At 73.4% G+C, this 16,290-nt stretch carries 10 protein-coding genes; 7 read left to right on the top strand and 3 right to left on the bottom strand.

What is annotated here, in order from left to right; translation table 11 throughout:
• Window positions 1-19 precede the first annotated feature (19 nt).
• The 4 genes from ABT295_RS08070 to ABT295_RS08055 all read left to right on the top strand — a co-directional run bounded on the left by ABT295_RS08070 (window position 20) and on the right by ABT295_RS08055 (window position 5,442).
• Window positions 20-1,702 (top strand): ABC-F family ATP-binding cassette domain-containing protein, encoded by a 1,683-nt coding sequence (locus ABT295_RS08070; RefSeq protein WP_352393867.1) that lies wholly within the window; start codon window positions 20-22, stop codon window positions 1,700-1,702.
• Window positions 1,703-1,740: 38 nt separating this feature from the next.
• Window positions 1,741-2,826 carry an NAD(P)H-dependent flavin oxidoreductase gene (locus tag ABT295_RS08065; protein WP_352393866.1) on the top strand — a complete coding sequence of 362 codons (1,086 nt, stop codon included), beginning with the start codon at window positions 1,741-1,743 and terminating at the stop codon, window positions 2,824-2,826.
• A gap of 155 nt (window positions 2,827-2,981) precedes the next feature.
• Window positions 2,982-4,808, top strand: coding sequence for a carbohydrate-binding module family 20 domain-containing protein (locus tag ABT295_RS08060; protein ID WP_352393865.1), 1,827 nt, complete (start codon window positions 2,982-2,984; stop codon window positions 4,806-4,808).
• 103 nt (window positions 4,809-4,911) lie between these two features.
• Window positions 4,912-5,442: a YbaK/EbsC family protein gene (locus ABT295_RS08055; RefSeq protein ID WP_352393864.1), complete on the top strand. Its 531-nt coding sequence runs from the start codon at window positions 4,912-4,914 to the stop codon at window positions 5,440-5,442.
• Between the two features lie 40 nt (window positions 5,443-5,482).
• Here the strand turns inward: ABT295_RS08055 and ABT295_RS08050 are convergent, their stop codons facing one another.
• Window positions 5,483-5,764, bottom strand: a complete 282-nt coding sequence (locus tag ABT295_RS08050) for a WhiB family transcriptional regulator (protein WP_345507367.1) — start codon at window positions 5,762-5,764, stop codon at window positions 5,483-5,485.
• Window positions 5,765-6,142: 378 nt separating this feature from the next.
• On the opposite strand from ABT295_RS08050, the gene ABT295_RS08045 reads away from it, so the two are divergent.
• The 3 genes from ABT295_RS08045 to ABT295_RS08035 all read left to right on the top strand — a co-directional run bounded on the left by ABT295_RS08045 (window position 6,143) and on the right by ABT295_RS08035 (window position 14,263).
• Complete coding sequence (locus ABT295_RS08045) at window positions 6,143-7,126, top strand: MerR family transcriptional regulator (RefSeq protein WP_352393863.1); 984 nt, start codon at window positions 6,143-6,145, stop codon at window positions 7,124-7,126.
• A gap of 271 nt (window positions 7,127-7,397) precedes the next feature.
• Window positions 7,398-13,190: a pullulanase-type alpha-1,6-glucosidase gene (gene pulA / locus ABT295_RS08040; RefSeq protein ID WP_352393862.1), complete on the top strand. Its 5,793-nt coding sequence runs from the start codon at window positions 7,398-7,400 to the stop codon at window positions 13,188-13,190.
• A gap of 128 nt (window positions 13,191-13,318) precedes the next feature.
• A complete protein-coding gene (locus ABT295_RS08035) occupies window positions 13,319-14,263 on the top strand; it encodes an aldo/keto reductase (RefSeq protein WP_352394703.1) in 945 nt (314 codons plus the stop codon).
• Here the strand turns inward: ABT295_RS08035 and ABT295_RS08030 are convergent.
• Together ABT295_RS08030 and ABT295_RS08025 are read right to left on the bottom strand one after the other, a co-directional pair.
• Window positions 14,244-15,578: an MFS transporter gene (locus ABT295_RS08030; RefSeq protein WP_352393861.1), complete on the bottom strand. Its 1,335-nt coding sequence runs from the start codon at window positions 15,576-15,578 to the stop codon at window positions 14,244-14,246. The genes ABT295_RS08035 and ABT295_RS08030 overlap by 20 nt on opposite strands.
• Window positions 15,575-16,228, bottom strand: coding sequence for an ArsR/SmtB family transcription factor (locus ABT295_RS08025; protein WP_352393860.1), 654 nt, complete (start codon window positions 16,226-16,228; stop codon window positions 15,575-15,577). The genes ABT295_RS08030 and ABT295_RS08025 overlap by 4 nt, the downstream gene beginning before the upstream one ends.
• Window positions 16,229-16,290 lie beyond the last annotated feature (62 nt).

The following is a 16,290-nucleotide window of genomic DNA, read 5'->3' as shown; positions in this document are numbered from 1 at the left end:
TACGACAGGCTTGACCCTCGTGGGCCACATCGACGTCAACTCCGTCTCCTTCAGCCTGCCCGACGGCAGGCCGCTCCTCGGCGACGTCTCGCTCCGGGTCGGGGAGGGCGCCAAGGTGGCGCTCATCGGCCCCAACGGCACCGGCAAGACGACCTTGACGCGGATCATCGCGGGCGACCTCGCCGCCCACGAGGGCGCCGTGACGCGCACGGGCGGCCTCGGGGTCATGCGCCAGTTCATCGGCAAGGTGCGCGACGACACGACGGTGCGCGACCTGCTCGTCTCGGTCGCGCCCGACCGCATCCGCACGGCGGCCGAGGAGATCGACCGCACCGAGACGCTGATGATGGAGCGCGACTCCGAGGCCGACCAGATGGCCTACGCGCACGCGCTCGTCGAGTGGGGCGAGGCCCGGGGCTACGAGCAGGAGACGCTCTGGGACCAGTGCACGACGGCCGCCCTCGGCGTGCCCTACGAGCAGGCCCAGTGGCGCACGGTGCGCACCCTCTCGGGCGGGGAGCAGAAGCGGCTCGTGCTCGAGGCGCTGCTCCGCGGCCCCGAGGAGGTGCTCCTGCTCGACGAGCCGGACAACTACCTCGACGTGCCGACGAAGCGCTGGCTCGAGGACGCCCTCGTCGAGTCGCCCAAGACGGTGCTCTTCATCAGCCACGACCGCGAGCTGCTCGACCGGGTCGCCACCCGCATCGCCACGCTCGAGCCGGGCGGCGCCGGCGCCACCCTGTGGGTGCACCCGGGCCGCTTCGCGACGTACGCCGACGCACGCGCCGACCGCAACGCCCGGCTCGAGGAGCTGCGGCGGCGCTGGGACGAGGAGCACGTCAAGCTCAAGACCCTCGTGCAGACCCTCAAGGTCAAGGCCAAGTTCAACGACGGCATGTCGTCGCGCTACCAGGCCGCGCAGACCCGCCTCGCGAAGTTCGAGCAGGCCGGCCCGCCGGAGGAGACGCCGATGACGCAGTCGGTGAAGATGCGCCTCACCGGTGGGCGCACGGCCAAGCGCGCCGTCGTCGCCACCGGTCTCGAGCTGACCGGCCTGATGAAGCCCTTCGACCTCGAGGTCTGGTACGGCGAGCGCGTCGCCGTGCTCGGCAGCAACGGGTCGGGCAAGTCGCACTTCCTGCGCCTGCTCGCCTCGGGCGGCACCGACCCGGAGCGTGAGCACCAACCCGTCGGCGACGTCGCGCCGACGCCCGTCGAGCACTCCGGCGTCGTCCGGCTCGGCTCGCGGGTGCGGCCGGGATGGTTCGCCCAGACGCACGAGCACCCATCGCTGCTCGGGCGCACGCTCCTCGAGATCCTGCACCGGGGCGACGAGCACCGGGCGGGCAAGCCCCGTGAGGAGGCGGCGCGAGCGCTCGACCGCTACGGCCTCGCCCGCTCGGGCGAGCAGCGCTTCGAATCGCTCTCGGGCGGCCAGCAGGCCCGCTTCCAGATCCTGCTGCTCGAGCTGTCGGGCGCCACGATGCTGCTGCTCGACGAGCCGACCGACAACCTCGACCTCCAGTCGGCCGAGGCGCTCGAGGAGGGGCTCGACCGCTTCGAGGGCACCGTGCTCGCCGTGACGCACGACCGCTGGTTCGCGCGCGGGTTCGACCGGTTCCTCGTCTTCGGGGCCGACGGCCGCGTCTACGAGTCGGCCGAGCCGGTGTGGGACGAGGGCCGGGTCGTCCGGCCCCGCTGAGACCGACCCCGCCGAGTCCTCGCCGGGGGCGCGGGCCCATGACGGCCGACGCCGACCGGAGTAGCGTCGGCGCCATGCTGCTGCGCTCGATCGAGACCGGCGTCGTGGGCGCCCCGATGGCCGGCGGGCCGACGACGCCGGAGCTCGTGGCGGCGGTCGGTGAGGCGGGTGGCCTCGGCTTCCTCGCGGCCGGCTACCTCACGGCTCCCCAGCTGGCCGCCGCGATCGCCGAGGTGTGGGACGCGTCGTCGCGCCCCTTCGGCGTCAACCTCTTCGTGCCCGCGCAGGCCACGACGTATGCCGTGGGCGCGGGTGGGCTCGCCGGCGCCGACCGGGCCGCCGCCGTCGCCGCCTACCGCGACGACCTGCTCGCCGACGCGGCCGCCCTCGGCGCCGAGCCGGGCGAGGCCCGGCCCGGTGACGACGACGACTGGGAGCGCAAGCTCGACCTCGTCGTGCGTGAGCGGGTGCCCGTCGTGTCGTTCACCTTCGGGCTGCCGAGCACGGCGGTGCTCGGTGAGCTGCGCCGCGCCGGCATCGAGACGGTCGCGACGGTCACCGACGTCGTCGAGGCCCGCGCGGCGCTCGACGCAGGTGTCGACGCGCTGTGCGTGCAGGCCGCCGCAGCCGGCGGCCACCGGGGCACCCTCGACGAGGCGAAGGAACCCTCGAACCTCGACCTCGTCGACCTCGTGACGCTCGTCCGGGCCGAGACCGACGTGCCCGTCGCGGCAGCGGGTGGCGTCGCGACCGCGGACGAGGCCGCCCGGGTGCGCCGCGCCGGGTCCGACGCCGTGCAGGTCGGCACGGCCCTGCTGCTCACGCCCGAGGCCGGTACCGGCCTGGCCTACCGACGCGCCCTCGCCGACCCCGCCGTGGAGCGCACCGTCGTGACGCGGGCCTACTCCGGCCGGCTCGCGCGCGCGCTCGAGAGCGACTTCGTGCGCCGCCACGACGGGCGCGCGCCGGCGGCCTACCCCGAGGTGCACCACCTGACCGTGCCGCTGCGACGGGCGAGCGCCCGCGCCGACCGGGCCGACCTGCTCGCCCTCTGGGCCGGCACGGGCTGGCGCTCGGCGCGGGCGGTCCCGGCCGCGACCGTCGTCGCCGAGCTCGCACGCTGACCGGTAGCGGTTTCGAGTTGCGGGTGGCCCGGACCGACGGTTGACTGCCGCAAGTTCTTGCAGTGCACCGCAGGAACTTCCATGAGGCGACGGCGACGCCGTCGCACCGTCCGCACGCTCATCCGTGCCGCACCGTCTCAACGAGGAGATGTCGCATGCGCCTGCCCCGTCCGTCCACCCCACCGCAGCCCCGCTCCCGCGGGCCCGAGCGAACGAGGCCACGCACCCCGGGCCTCGCCCGGCACGCCGGCCGCGGGCGTCTCGTCGCCGGTGCCCTCGCTGCCGTCGCCGCGCTCGGCTGGTCGGTGGCCGGTCCGTCGTCCGGACCGGTCGCCGTCGTGGCGCAGGCGTCCGCCACGCCGCCCGGAGGCAAGGACGTCACGGCCACCCTCTTCGAATGGCGCTACGACGCCGTCGCCCGCGAGTGCACGAACGTGCTGGGCCCCAAGGGCTACGGCTTCGTCGAGGTCTCGCCCGCGGCCGAGCACATCCAGGGCTCCCAGTGGTGGACCTCGTACCAGCCCGTCAGCTACCGGATCGGTGGCCGGCTCGGCGACCAGACGGCCTTCCGGACCATGGTCTCGACCTGCCACGCCGCCGGCGTCAAGGTCGTCGCCGACGTCGTCGTCAACCACATGAGCGCGGGCTCCGGCACCGGAACCGCCGGCAGCAGCTACACGAAGTACGGCTATCCCAGCGTCTACTCCGACCGCGACTTCCACACCTGCCGGCAGAACATCAGCAACTACGCCGACCGCACCAACGTCCAGACCTGCGAGCTCGTCGGACTCGCCGACCTCGACACCGGCAGCGACTACGTGCGCGGCGCGATCGCCGGCTACCTCAACACCCTGCTCGGCCTCGGGGTCGACGGCTTCCGCGTCGACGGTGCGAAGCACGTGCCCGCCACCGACCTCGCCGCGATCAAGGCGAAGCTGACCAACCCCGGCGTCTTCTGGGTGCACGAGGTCATCTACGGCGCGGGCGAGGCCGTTCAGCCCACCGAGTACACGGGGTCGGGCGACGTCGACGAGTTCCGGGCGGCATACGACCTCAAGCGCGTCTTCACGAGCGAGAAGCTCAGCTACCTCGGCAACTGGGGCGCGTCGTGGGACTACCTGCCGAGCGGCAACGCCCGCACGTTCGTCGACAACTGGGACACCGAGCGCAATGGCTCGACCCTCAGCTACAAGGCGGGGGCCACCTACACCCTCGCCAACGTCTTCATGCTCGCCTGGCCCTACGGCTCCCCGAACGTCTTCTCCGGCTACGAGTGGAGCGACCCCGACGCCGGGCCGCCGCTCGGCGGGGCGGTCAACAGCTGCTACGCCGACGGCTGGAAGTGCCAGCACGCGTGGAGCCAGATCGCCGGCATGGTCGGCTTCCGCAACGCCGTCGCCGGCACCGCCGTCACGAACTGGTGGAGCAACGGCAACAACGCCATCGCGTTCGGCCGCGGCGCCAAGGGCTACGTCGTCGTCAACCACGAGACCGGTCCGGTCACCTCGACGTTCCAGACGTCGCTGCCGGCCGGCGCTTACTGCGACGTCACGCACGGCACCGTCAGCGGGGGCGCCTGCTCGGGCGCGACGTACACCGTCGGCGCGTCGGGCACCTTCACCGCGACGGTCGGCGCCAACGAGACGATCGCCCTGCACGTCGCCGCGACGACGGGAGCCGTCACCGCGACGGCCTCGGTCGGGTTCGGTGTCAACGCGACGACGTCCGTGGGCCAGGACGTCTACGTCGCCGGTGACAACGCGGCGCTCGGCGCCTGGGCGCCGGCGTCCGCGCTGAAGCTCGACCCGGCGACCTACCCGGTGTGGCGCCGCACCGTCGCGCTCACCCCGGGCACCGTCGTGCAGTACAAGTACCTCCGCAAGGACGCCGCCGGCGCCGTGACGTGGGAGTCCGGGGCCAACCGGAGCGTCACCGTCCCGGCGTCGGGCACGCTCACGCTGAACGACACCTGGCGGCCCTGACGCGTCGTCGTGACCCACGTGCCGCCGAGCCCGGATGTCGTCCGGCGGGCTCGGCGGCACGGCCGCGCTCCGGGGGAGGGGGCACACGGCATACGCTCTCGGCATGTCCAGCGCCGAAGGAAACCTCTCGTGGACGGCCGCGTCGGAGCGGCCCGACCTGCTCGCCGACCCGGTGGCGGCCGCGCTCGCGCACGTGCCGGGCGCACGCGTCGCGTCCATCGACGCGACGCTCGCCGACACGGCCGCGTTCTGCGCGGCCTACGACGTCGACCCGGCGGCCTCGGCCAACTGCGTGGTCGTCGAGGCGCGGCGCGGGGACGTCGTGACGCTCGCCGCCGTCATGGTGCTCGCGACCGACCGGGCCGACGTCAACGGCACGGTCCGCCGTCACCTCGGCGCCCGGAAGATCTCGTTCGCCGACCAGGCCAGGGCCGAGGGCCTGACAGGGATGCAGCAGGGTGGCATCACCCCGGTGGGTCTGCCGGAGGGTTGGCCGGTGCTCGTCGACGAGGGTGTCGTCGCCGCGGGACCGGTCGTCATCGGTGCGGGCGTGCGCGGGGCGAAGCTGCTCGTCGACGGCGCGGCGCTGGCCGCGATGCCCGGCGCGACCGTGCTCGGGCTCGCCCAGCGCTGAGGGCGCCGCCCGACGGTGCGGGACGGTGCGTGGCCGGCGGTTAGCCGGCGACGTCCCAGAGCATGTGCGCGCGCTCGGTCGGCGTCGTGCCACCCCAGATGCCGAAGGTCTCGGGCACCCGCAGGGCGTGCTCGAGGCACTGCTGGCGCACGGGGCAGGCACCGCACACCATGCGGGCGGCCTCGGTCTGCTCCCGGCGCTCGCGCTGGTCGAGCTCCTGGTCGTCCGCGAAGAACTGCTCGACGGCCTTGGTACGGCAGCGGCCCTGCTCCTGCCACTCGTACGAGGAGTACGTGGGACGCGGAAGGCGGGTGATCGTCATGGCTTCCTCCGGGGGACGGGCGCTGGCCGAGCGGCAGCGATCTGATGCAGAACTTACGCAGAACTTCTGCATTGCACAAGTGCCCTGCATAAGTTTAGGATGGGCGAGCCCAGTCGGTGCGGGAGCGGTTCCTCGACGGGAATCCCGGACCGCTCCCCGCCGCCGGGGCGCCACTCGTGAACGGACGTCTTCGACATGAACCACCAGCCGGCAGGCACTCCCGACCACCCGCAGCCCCTCCCCGCACCCACGGGCACCGGCCGCACCGATCGAGTTGATCGGGCCGCCGGCGACCGTCGGGGGCAGGGGGCCGACGGGGTCGGACCGGCCTCGGCCGGTGCGGCACGGGGGGCAGGTGCAGCGGGCGCGGCCGGTTCGGTGCCGGAGCTCGGCTGGCCGGTCGGCGCCGTGTCGGAGCGGCTCGGCATCGCGGCCCCGACCCTGCGCTCCTGGGACCGGCGGCACGGCGTGGGGCCGAGCGTGCGGACCGGTGGCAACCACCGGCGCTACACCGAGCTCGACATCCGGCGCGTGGCGCTGATGGGTCGCCTGACGGGTCAGGGAGTGCCGGCCGCGAGCGCGGCCGACTCCGTGCTCGCCATGGACGCCGACTCGATCGCCGCGCAGGTCGACGCGCTCGAGGCGGGCGCCGACACCGAGATGGACCCGCTGGAGCATGGGACCGGCGGTGGACTCGTCGGGGAGGGCGGAGCAGACGGCGCTCCCGACGACCCCGGCGTCGTCGTCGAGGCCATCGTGGCGGCGGCCCGGGCGCTCGACCCGCGCACCCTCGCCGAGCTCTACCGGCGCACGATGCGCCGCCGCGAGGTGGGCCAGGCCTGGGTCGAGGTCTTCGCGCCTGCCCTGCGCCGGGTCGGCGACCTGTGGAGCGAGGGTCGCATCGGCGTGCAGTCCGAGCACCTGACGAGCGAGCTGCTGCAGTCCGAGCTGCGCGCCGTCGTGCGGAGCAACCGGCTGCGCGTGGCTGGCTCGCCGGTCGTGCTCGCGAGCGCCGACGACGAGCAGCACCACCTGCCGCTGCTCGCCCTCGAGGCGGAGCTGGCCCGCAACGGGGTCGCGGGGCTCTTCCTCGGACCGCGCGTGCCGGTCGACGCCCTCCTCTCGGCCCTGCGCGAGACGCAGGCTCGCGCGGTGTTCCTCTGGGCCTCGCTCGCGCGCCCCGCCGACGAGCCGCTGTGGCGTGACCTCGAGGACGTCGACTGGCCGTTGGAGGTCGTCATCGGCGGCCCGGGGTGGCCGGCGGACATCTCGGCGCCCGAGGGGCCGGTCGTGCTCACGCGCGTGGCGGACTTCACGACGGCCGTGCGCACGCTGACGAGCCCGGGCGGGCTGGCGCGCTGACCGGTGGCGCCCTGCGCGCCGGTGGCGCCCTCCGCGCCGGTGGCGCCCTGCGCGCCGGTGGCGCCCTGCGCGCCGGTGGCGTGCGGGGGCGGCCGGCCGCATCCGGCTGTCGCCGAGATGGCTGGGACGGTCAGATTCCCGCAAGATCCGAAAAATCGATGCAAATAGTTGCAGCGCGGGTCTGGCGCGGTGTCGGAGGGCGCCGCTAGGTTCTGCCGTGGCCGGACGTCCAGACGCGGGCGTGAGCGGCCGAGCCCACGAAGGAGTGCGCATGCGCCGTCCCGCCCTGTCCGTCGCCACGATCTCGGCCCTCGTGCTGGCGGGACTCTCGGTCCCCGTCGCCGCGGCGCCGAGCGCCCGTGCCGAGACGCCCCGCACGGCGACGCTCGTCGGCTCGCTGCAGAGCGAGCTCGGCTGCAGCGACGACTGGCAGCCCGACTGCACTGCGACCGACCTCGCGCCCGTGCCCGGCTCGACGAGCTACGCCGCGCAGTTCCGGGTGCCCGCGGGCAGCTACGAGCTCAAGGTCGCGATCAACCACGCGTGGGACGAGAGCTACGGCGACGGCAGCGGCAACGTGCCGCTCGTGCTGGCCGGGCCGGCCACCCTGCGCGTCACCTACGACGACACGACGCACGCGATCGCCGTCGCCCCCACCGACCTCCCGCGCGGCACGACGAGGGCCGACGCGGCACTCGCCGGCTCGTCCCTGCGACGCCTCGCGACGAAGGAGCGGTTCTACTTCGTCATGGCCGACCGCTTCGCCAACGGCAGCACCGCCAACGACCGCGGCGGCCTGACCGGCGGGCCGCTGCAGACCGGCTTCGACCCGACGAACGAGGGCTTCTACCACGGCGGTGACCTCAAGGGCCTGACCGGCAGGCTCGACTACATCAAGGGCCTCGGCACGACCGCCCTGTGGCTGACGCCGTCGTTCAAGAACCGGCCGGTCCAGGGCAGCGGCTCCGACGCGAGCGCGGGCTACCACGGCTACTGGATCACCGACTTCACGACGATCGACCCCCACCTCGGCACCAACGCCGACATGAAGGCGCTCGTCGCGGCCGCGCACCGCAAGGGCATGAAGGTCTACTTCGACATCATCACCAACCACACCGCCGACGTCATCTCGCACGACGGCGGCACGTCGAGCTACGTCAGCAAGGGCACGACGCCCTATCGCGACGCCGCCGGGCGCGAGTTCGACGACGCCGCCGTCGCGGGCAAGCCGGTCTGCACCGGCGGGGCGAGCGCACCGGACTGCTTCCCGGCCCTGTCCGCCGAGACGTCCTTTCCCTACGCCCCGAAGGTCGCCGCGGGCGACGAGGACGTCAAGGTGCCGGCGTGGCTCAACGACCCGACGCTCTACCACAACCGCGGCGACTCGACGTATGCCGGTGAGTCCGCGACGTACGGCGACTTCTCCGGTCTCGACGACCTCTTCACCGAGCACCCGACGGTCGTCTCCGGCATGGAGGCCGTCTACAAGTCCTGGGTGGACTTCGGGGTCGACGGCTTCCGCATCGACACCGTCAAGCACGTCGACATGCCCTTCTGGCAGTCGTTCTCGCCGGCGATCCTCGACCACGCCAAGAAGATCGGCAACCCCGACTTCTTCATGTTCGGCGAGGTCTACGACGGCAACCCGGCCGTGATGAGCCAGTACACGACGACCGGCACGCTGCCGGCGACCCTCGACTTCGGCTTCCAGGGCGCCGCCCTCGGCTTCGCGCAGAGCAAGGCCACGACCGCCCTGCGCGACCTCTTCGCCGGCGACGACTACTACACCGACACCGACTCCAACGCCTACGAGCTGCCCACCTTCCTCGGCAACCACGACATGGGCCGCGTCGGGGCGATGCTGCTCGCCGGCGGCGCGACCGGGGACGACCTGCTCGCGCGCGACCGCCTCGCCACGTCGCTGATGTTCCTCACCCGCGGCCAGCCCGTCGTCTACTACGGCGACGAGCAGGGCTTCACCGGCCCGACGAGCGACTTCGGCGACAAGCGCGCCCGGCAGGACATGTTCGCGACGAAGACCCCGATCTACCAGGACGACGTGATCGTCGGCAGCGACCGGCCCGCCGGCTCGCGCGACCGCTTCGACACCTCGGCCCCGCTGTACCGGCAGATCGCCGAGCTCTCCCGTCTCCGTGCCGCGCACCCGGCACTGGCCGACGGCGCGCAGGTGCACCGCTACGCCTCGGACGCGGCCGGCATCTACGCCATGAGCCGCATCGACAAGGCCGCGCGGCGCGAGTACGTCGTCGTGGCGAACAACGCGACGACCGCCCGCACGGCGACCTTCGCGACCTACACGCCGCGCTCGAGCTTCACGCCGCTGCTCGGCTCACGGACCGCCCTGCGCACCGGCACCGACGGCCGCCTCACGGTGACCGTCCCGCCGCTCTCGGTGGCTGTCTACCGCGCCGGCTCGCCGATGGCGCGACCCGCCGCCGCGCCGACGATCCGCCCGGTCGCACCCGCAGCGGGTGGCGTCGTCGGGGGCCGCGCGGAGGTCCGCGCAGCCCTGCCCGACCACACCTTCGCCGAGGTCACGTTCCTCCAGCGCCCGGTCGGCACGGCGACCTGGACGCGCATCGGCACCGACGACAACGCGCCCTACCGCGTCTTCCACGACGTCTCGGGCCTCGCCAAGGGCACCCTCGTGGAGTACCGCATGGTCGCCAGGGACCTCGCCGGCCACGTCTCCGCGACCTCGACCTACGGCGTCGTCGGCGACCCCGCCCCGACGGGTGGCACGGGTGGCGGCGGTGGCACGGGCCCCGTCGTCCAGCCGGCCAACGTCAGCATCCCCGGCAGCTTCGACTCCGAGCTGGGCTGCCCCGGTGACTGGCAGCCGGACTGCGACCAGGCGCAGCTGACCCGCGGCGCCGACGACGACGTGTGGACGCGCACCGTCACGGTGCCTGCCGGCGACTACGAGTACAAGGCCGCGATCGACAAGAAGTGGGACGAGAACTACGGGGTCGGGGGAGCGCCCAACGGCGGCAACGTCCCGTTCACCTCCGACGGCACGCCCACGACCTTCTACTACGACCACCGCACGCACTGGGTCACCAACAGCAGCGACGGGCCGATCGTCAGCGCCCCCGGCAGCTTCCAGAGCGAGCTCGGCTGCCCGGGCGACTGGGCGCCCGACTGCCTCCGCTCGTGGCTTCAGGACCCGGATGGTGACGGCACCTACGTCTTCAGCACCGACCGCATCCCCGCCGGGGCCTACGAGTTCAAGGTGGCGGTCGGCCAGACGTGGGACGAGGCCTACCCCGCCGACAACGTCGCCTTCTCGGTGCCGGCCGACGGCGTGCTCACGACCATCACCTACGTCGCCTCGACGCACGCGGTCACCGTGAAGACATCGCGGGCCGGCGCGGCGCCCGACCTCACCAAGGCCAAGGCCTACGTCGTCGGCCCGAACCTCGTGGCCTGGCCCGCCTCGGCCGTGCCCGAGGGCGCTGACCCGGCGACCCTCGAGTGGCGCCTGCACTGGGCGCGCTCCGGTGGCCTCGGCGTCGACGCGGAGGCGGTGACCGGTGGCGAGGTCGCGACCCTGACCCGTGACCCTGCCGGTCTGCCGGCGGCCGTGGTCGAGGCGCACCCCGAGCTCGCGGGGGCGGTGGCGCTGCGCGTCGACCGTCGCACGGCCGCGCGGATGCCCGAGATCCTGCAGGGTCAGGTGGCCGTCGCCCTCTACGACGTCGACGGGGTGCTCCTCGACGCGACGGGCACGCAGGCGGCGATCGCGCTCGACGCGATGTACGCGTCGTCGGCGTCGCGTCGCGCGTACGGCGTCCAGGTGGGGAACGGCCGCACGACGTTCCGGCTCTGGGCCCCGACGGCCCAGCAGGTCACCCTGCTCAGCTGGCCGAAGGGCACCGCGGACCGGCCGCTCGACACCGCCCGTCGCACCCGGCTCACACGGTCGGCCGACGGCACGTGGAGCGGCGCGCTGCGCGGGATCGAGCAGGGCTCGCGCTACCTCTACGAGGTGAAGGTCTGGGCGCCGACGACCGGCAAGGTCGAGACCAACGCCGTGACCGACCCCAGCTCGGTGGCGCTGACGCTCAACTCGACCCGGTCGGTCGTCGTCGACCTCGCGAGCCGTGACTGGATGCCGACGCTGTGGCGCACGACGCCGTCGCCACGACTCGCCCAGGACGTCGACTCGACGATCTACGAGCTGCACGTGCGCGACTACTCGATGTCCGACGCCAAGGTCCCCGCCGCGCTGCGGGGCAGCTACCTCGCCTTCGCCGCGAACGGCGACGGGCGGGCGCACCTCAAGGCGCTCGCCAGGGCCGGCCTCAACACCGTGCACCTGCTGCCGAGCTTCGACATCGCCTCGATCGAGGAGGACCCGGCCAAGCAGCAGCGACCGGCGTGCGACCTCGGTTCCTACGCGCCCGACAGCGAGGAGCAGCAGAAGTGCGTCGGGGCCGTCGCCTCCACCGACGCCTTCAACTGGGGCTACGACCCGTTCCACTACAGCGTGCCCGACGGCTCGTACGCCTCGAGCGCCAAGGCGGCCGACGGCGGCGCCCGGGTGGCGGAGTTCCGCACCATGGTCGGGGCCCTGCACCAGGACGGCCTGCGGGTCGTGCTCGACCAGGTCTTCAACCACACGGCGCAGTCGGGTCAGGGGGAGAAGTCGGTGCTCGACAAGGTGGTGCCCGGCTACTACCACCGCCTCAACGCCACCGGCGCCGTCGAGACCTCGACGTGCTGCCAGAACGTCGCGACCGAGCACGCCATGGGTCAAAAGCTCATGGTCGACTCCGTCGTGTCGTGGGCGCGCAACTACCGCGTCGACGGCTTCCGCTTCGACCTCATGGGCCACCACAGCAAGGCCAACATGCTCGCGGTCCGCTCGGCCCTCGACGCGCTGACCCTGCGCAAGGACGGCGTCGACGGCAAGGCCGTCTACCTCTACGGAGAGGGCTGGAACTTCGGGGAGGTCGCCGACAACAAGCTCTTCGTCCAGGCCACGCAGGGCCAGCTCGGCGGCACCGGCATCGGCACCTTCTCGGACCGCCTCCGTGACGCCGTGCGTGGTGGCGGCCCGTTCGACGAGGACCCGCGTCGCCAGGGCTTCGGCTCCGGCGAGGCGACGGACTCGAACGGCGCGGCGATCAACGCCGACGCCACCGCGCGGCTCGCGAGCGACACCGACCTCGTGCAGCTCGGCCTCGCCGGCAACCTCCGGTCGTTCAGCTTCCGCAGCCAGCGCAGCGGCGAGGTCGTCACGGGGTCGCAGGTCGACTACAACGGCTCGCCGGCGGGCTACGCCGACCAGCCGGACGAGGTCGTCAGCTACGTCGACGCGCACGACAACGAGACCCTCTTCGACTCGCTCACCTACAAGCTGCCGGTGGCGACCTCGATGCAGGACCGGGTGCGGATGAACACCCTCTCGCTCGCGACGACGGCGCTCGCGCAGACGCCCTCGTTCTGGCACGCCGGTGCCGACCTGCTCCGCAGCAAGTCGCTGAACCGCGACTCCTACGACAGCGGCGACTGGTTCAACCGGCTCGACTGGACGGGCGCCGACAACGGCTTCGGCCACGGCCTGCCCCCGCAGGAGCAGAACTCCGCGAAGTGGTCCTTCATGAAGCCGCTGCTGGCCGACCGGGCCCTCAAGCCGTCGGCGGCCGACGTGCGCCGGGCCGACGCGATGGCGCAGGACCTGCTGCGGCTGCGCTTCAGCACGAAGCTCTTCCGGCTCGGCACGGCCGCGGCCATCGACGCCAAGGTCACCTTCCCGGTGTCCGGCACGGCCGACGCGAAGCAGGGCGTGATCGTCATGCGCATCGACGACACCGTGGGCGCCGACGCCGACCCCAGGCTGCGCGGAGCCGTCGTGGTGTTCAACGCGACGCCGGACGCCGTGGCGCAGAAGGTGCCCGGCCTGTCGGGCACCGTGCGGCTCAGCCCGGTGCAGGCCGGGGGCTCCGACAGCGTCGTCAAGCAGTCGGCCTACGACGCCGGGAGCAGCACCCTGACGGTGCCCGCGCGCACCGTGGCGGTCTTCGTCCAGCCGAACTGAGCGCTCGCCCCGGGAGCGGGGGAGTCGGAGCCGGGGCGCGCGTGGCGCACCCCGGCTCCGGCCGTGCGGGCAGCTCTGGCGCGAGCGGCGATCGCGGTTAGGTTGGAGGGGTGACGACCACTCCTGAAATGACCTACCGCCAGCTCGGCGACAGCGGCCTCACCGTCTCGACCGTGGGGCTCGGTTGCAACAACTTCGGTCGGCGCCTCGACCAGGACGGCACCAACGCGGTGGTCCGCCAGGCCCTCGACAGCGGCATCACCCTCTTCGACACGGCCGACATCTACGGCGGCCAGGGCGCGAGCGAGGAGATGCTGGGCCTCGCCCTGGGGTCCGAGCGCGAGAACGTCGTGCTCGCGACGAAGTTCGGCATGGACATGCAGGGCGCGAACGGTCCCGACTGGGGCGTGCGCGGCTCGCGGCGCTACATCCGCAAGGCGGTCGAGGCGAGCCTGCGCCGCCTCGGCACCGACTGGATCGACCTCTACCAGCTGCACCGGCCCGACCCGCGGACCCCCATCGAGGAGACCCTCGCCGCGCTCGACGAGCTCGTGCGGGAGGGCAAGGTGCGCTACCTCGGGAGCAGCAACTTCACCGGGTGGCAGGTCGTCGACGCGGACTGGACGGCGCGGGCGGCCGGCACGGCGCGGTTCGTCTCGGCGCAGAACGAGTACTCCCTGCTCGAGCGCGACGTCGAGGACGAGCTCGTGCCGGCCTGCGAGCACGTCGGGGTCGGCCTGCTGCCGTTCTTCCCGCTCGCGTCGGGGCTGCTCACGGGCAAGTACCGACGCGGCGAGGCGGCCCCGGAGGGCACGCGCCTGGCCGGCATGGCGGACCGGCTGGCCGCGGCGGACTGGGACACGATCGAGCGGCTCGAGGCCTACGCCGCCCAGCGCGACCTGCGACCGATCGACGTCGCCATCGGTGGGCTGGCCGCGCAGCCGGCCGTGGCGTCCGTCATCGCCGGGGCGACCCGCCCCGAGCAGGTCCTCGACAACGTGCGCGCCGGGCTCTGGGAGCCGACCGCCGACGACCTCGCCGAGCTCGACGACGTCACGACGCCGGGCGGCTGACCACGCCGGGAGCGTCACGCTCGGCCGGCCGGGGGTGAACGTCCTCCGCGGCGTCGCGCTCGGCGCGTGCGGCGTGGCGGTAGAACCAGGCGCCGAGCACGCTGAACGCGCCCGCGGCCACCATCGCCAGCTGCGTCGACGTGCGCTCGGCGAGCAGGCCCATGAGCGGGGCGGCCACGCCGAACGCGGCGCTCGCGACCATGGAGTTCATCGACAGCACGGTGGCGCGGTTGCGGGCCTCGGCCTGCCGGTGGAGCAACGCGGCGTGCGCGGGTCCGGCCGAGCCGTGCAGCAGGTAGGTCACCCCGTAGGCGGCGACGAGCGCGGCAGGCCCGGCCACGAGGCCCATGACGACGGCGCCGAGCCCGTTGAGCACCCGCGCCGCGATGGCGGTGCGGGCCACCCCGATGCGCCGGCTCGACCAGCCCGAGAGCGCGGCGCCGAGCGCGAAGACCGCCCAGCCGGCGGCCGCGACCGGGCCCATGATGGCCCCGGCCCGCTCCTCGCCGCCGACGAGCTCGGCGAGCCGGATCGGCTGGAACGTCTCGAAGACGATCATCGCGACCGACCAGAAGATCTCGACGCTGACGATGCCGCGCAGCACGGCGTTGCCCCGCAGCGTCACGAGGCCGTCGCGCACGACGGCCGGGGCCTCGCGGGCCGAGGCGAGGGCCCGGCGCGCTCCCGTCGCGTCGACGTGCTCGGCACGACGGGGCTCGCGCAGCAGCACGAGGACGGCGAGCAGGTGCAGCACGTTGAGCGCGACGAAGACGGCGACGGGCAGCACGAGCGCCGAGGCGCCGGCGAAGGGGTGCCACCAGACCAGCCCGCCGCTGACGAGCGCGCCGGCCGCGATGCCACCGCCGAGCACCGTGCCCTGTGCGGAGAGGGCCTGGTCGACGTCCGCGCCGGGCGTGGTCGCGTGCACGGTGTCGACGAACCACGCCTCGAGCGGGCCGGAGTCGAGGGCGCGGAAGACGCCCGTCAGCACGGCGGAGGCGAAGAAGGCCCAGAACGAGTGCGCCACGAGCAGCAGGCCGCTCGCGAGGACGTTGACGACGGCGGACACGACGAAGACCGGGCGCCGCCCGAACGCGTCGGCGAAGCCGCTCGTCGGCAGCTCCAGCGCGAAGATCGTCAGTCCGGCGGCCGACGAGATCGTCATGGCCTGGGCGACGGTGAGCCCGCGCTCGAGCTGCCACAGCGTCAGCAGCCCGACGACCAGCCCGACCGGGAACCACCGGGTGAAGCTGAGGACGAGGAAGACGCGCCGTGCCGCGGCGGGCAAGAGCAGGCCGTGCGGGGTGGGGCTCATCGGGAGCTCTCCGTCACGGGGGCCGTGGGCGGGCGGTCGAGGTCGAGCGGGTAGGCGAACGCGTACACCGCGATGCGGCGGGCCTGCGGGTTGCCCTGCCCGACGCGGCGGTAGCGCTCGATGAGGTCCCACATCTCCTCCCGCATGGCCTCGAGGGCCTCGGCGGTGACGAGCACGGCGGTGTCGCTCGAGCCGCACGCGTCCTGCCACGCGGTAGGCCACGTCGTCGAGACGTCGAGCCACTTGTCGTACTGCTCGCCGAAGTGCCGGGCGTAGTCGCGGCTCAGCCAGTTCAGGGCGGTCTCGGAGTCCTCGTCGCCCTCGAAGTCGCTCGGGTGCCACGAGTGGTACTCCGAGCTGGCGCGCCAGATCCGGCGCTTGCCCTCGCCCTCCTCGGTGTCCTGCACGAGCCCGACCGACTCGAGCTTGCGCAGGTGGTAGCTCGTGGCCCCGGAGTTGGTGCCGAGGGCGTTGGCCAGGTCGGTGGCGGTCGCCGGGCCACCACGGCGCAGCGCGCCGAGCAGTCGGGACCGCAGCGGGTGGGCGAGGACCCGGACGCTCTCCGGCGTCAGCCACACGTTCTCGGCGTCGGCCGAGGGGGTGCCGGCGGTGCCGGGGAGGGGGGAGCGGTGGGAGTCGTGTGCAGCCATAGTGTGCACAATACCTTTGCACACTACGGCTGCACAAGAGTTCTGCACGAGGCTCGTGAATT

The sequence above is a fragment of the Terrabacter sp. NPDC000476 genome (genome assembly GCF_040300125.1).
Lineage (GTDB): Bacteria > Actinomycetota > Actinomycetes > Actinomycetales > Dermatophilaceae > Terrabacter.
This window is presented reverse-complemented; position numbering and strand designations above follow the sequence as displayed.

Coding starts and splice junctions, on each gene's coding strand:
- ABT295_RS08025 (WP_352393860.1), bottom strand. CDS start 16,228: ATGGCTGCACACGACTCCCACCGCTCCCCCCTCCCCGGCACCGCCGGC.
- ABT295_RS08055 (WP_352393864.1), top strand. CDS start 4,912: ATGTCCAGCGCCGAAGGAAACCTCTCGTGGACGGCCGCGTCGGAGCGG.
- ABT295_RS08060 (WP_352393865.1), top strand. CDS start 2,982: ATGCGCCTGCCCCGTCCGTCCACCCCACCGCAGCCCCGCTCCCGCGGG.
- ABT295_RS08050 (WP_345507367.1), bottom strand. CDS start 5,764: ATGACGATCACCCGCCTTCCGCGTCCCACGTACTCCTCGTACGAGTGG.
- ABT295_RS08035 (WP_352394703.1), top strand. CDS start 13,319: ATGACCTACCGCCAGCTCGGCGACAGCGGCCTCACCGTCTCGACCGTG.
- ABT295_RS08030 (WP_352393861.1), bottom strand. CDS start 15,578: ATGAGCCCCACCCCGCACGGCCTGCTCTTGCCCGCCGCGGCACGGCGC.
- ABT295_RS08065 (WP_352393866.1), top strand. CDS start 1,741: ATGACGGCCGACGCCGACCGGAGTAGCGTCGGCGCCATGCTGCTGCGC.
- pulA (WP_352393862.1), top strand. CDS start 7,398: ATGCGCCGTCCCGCCCTGTCCGTCGCCACGATCTCGGCCCTCGTGCTG.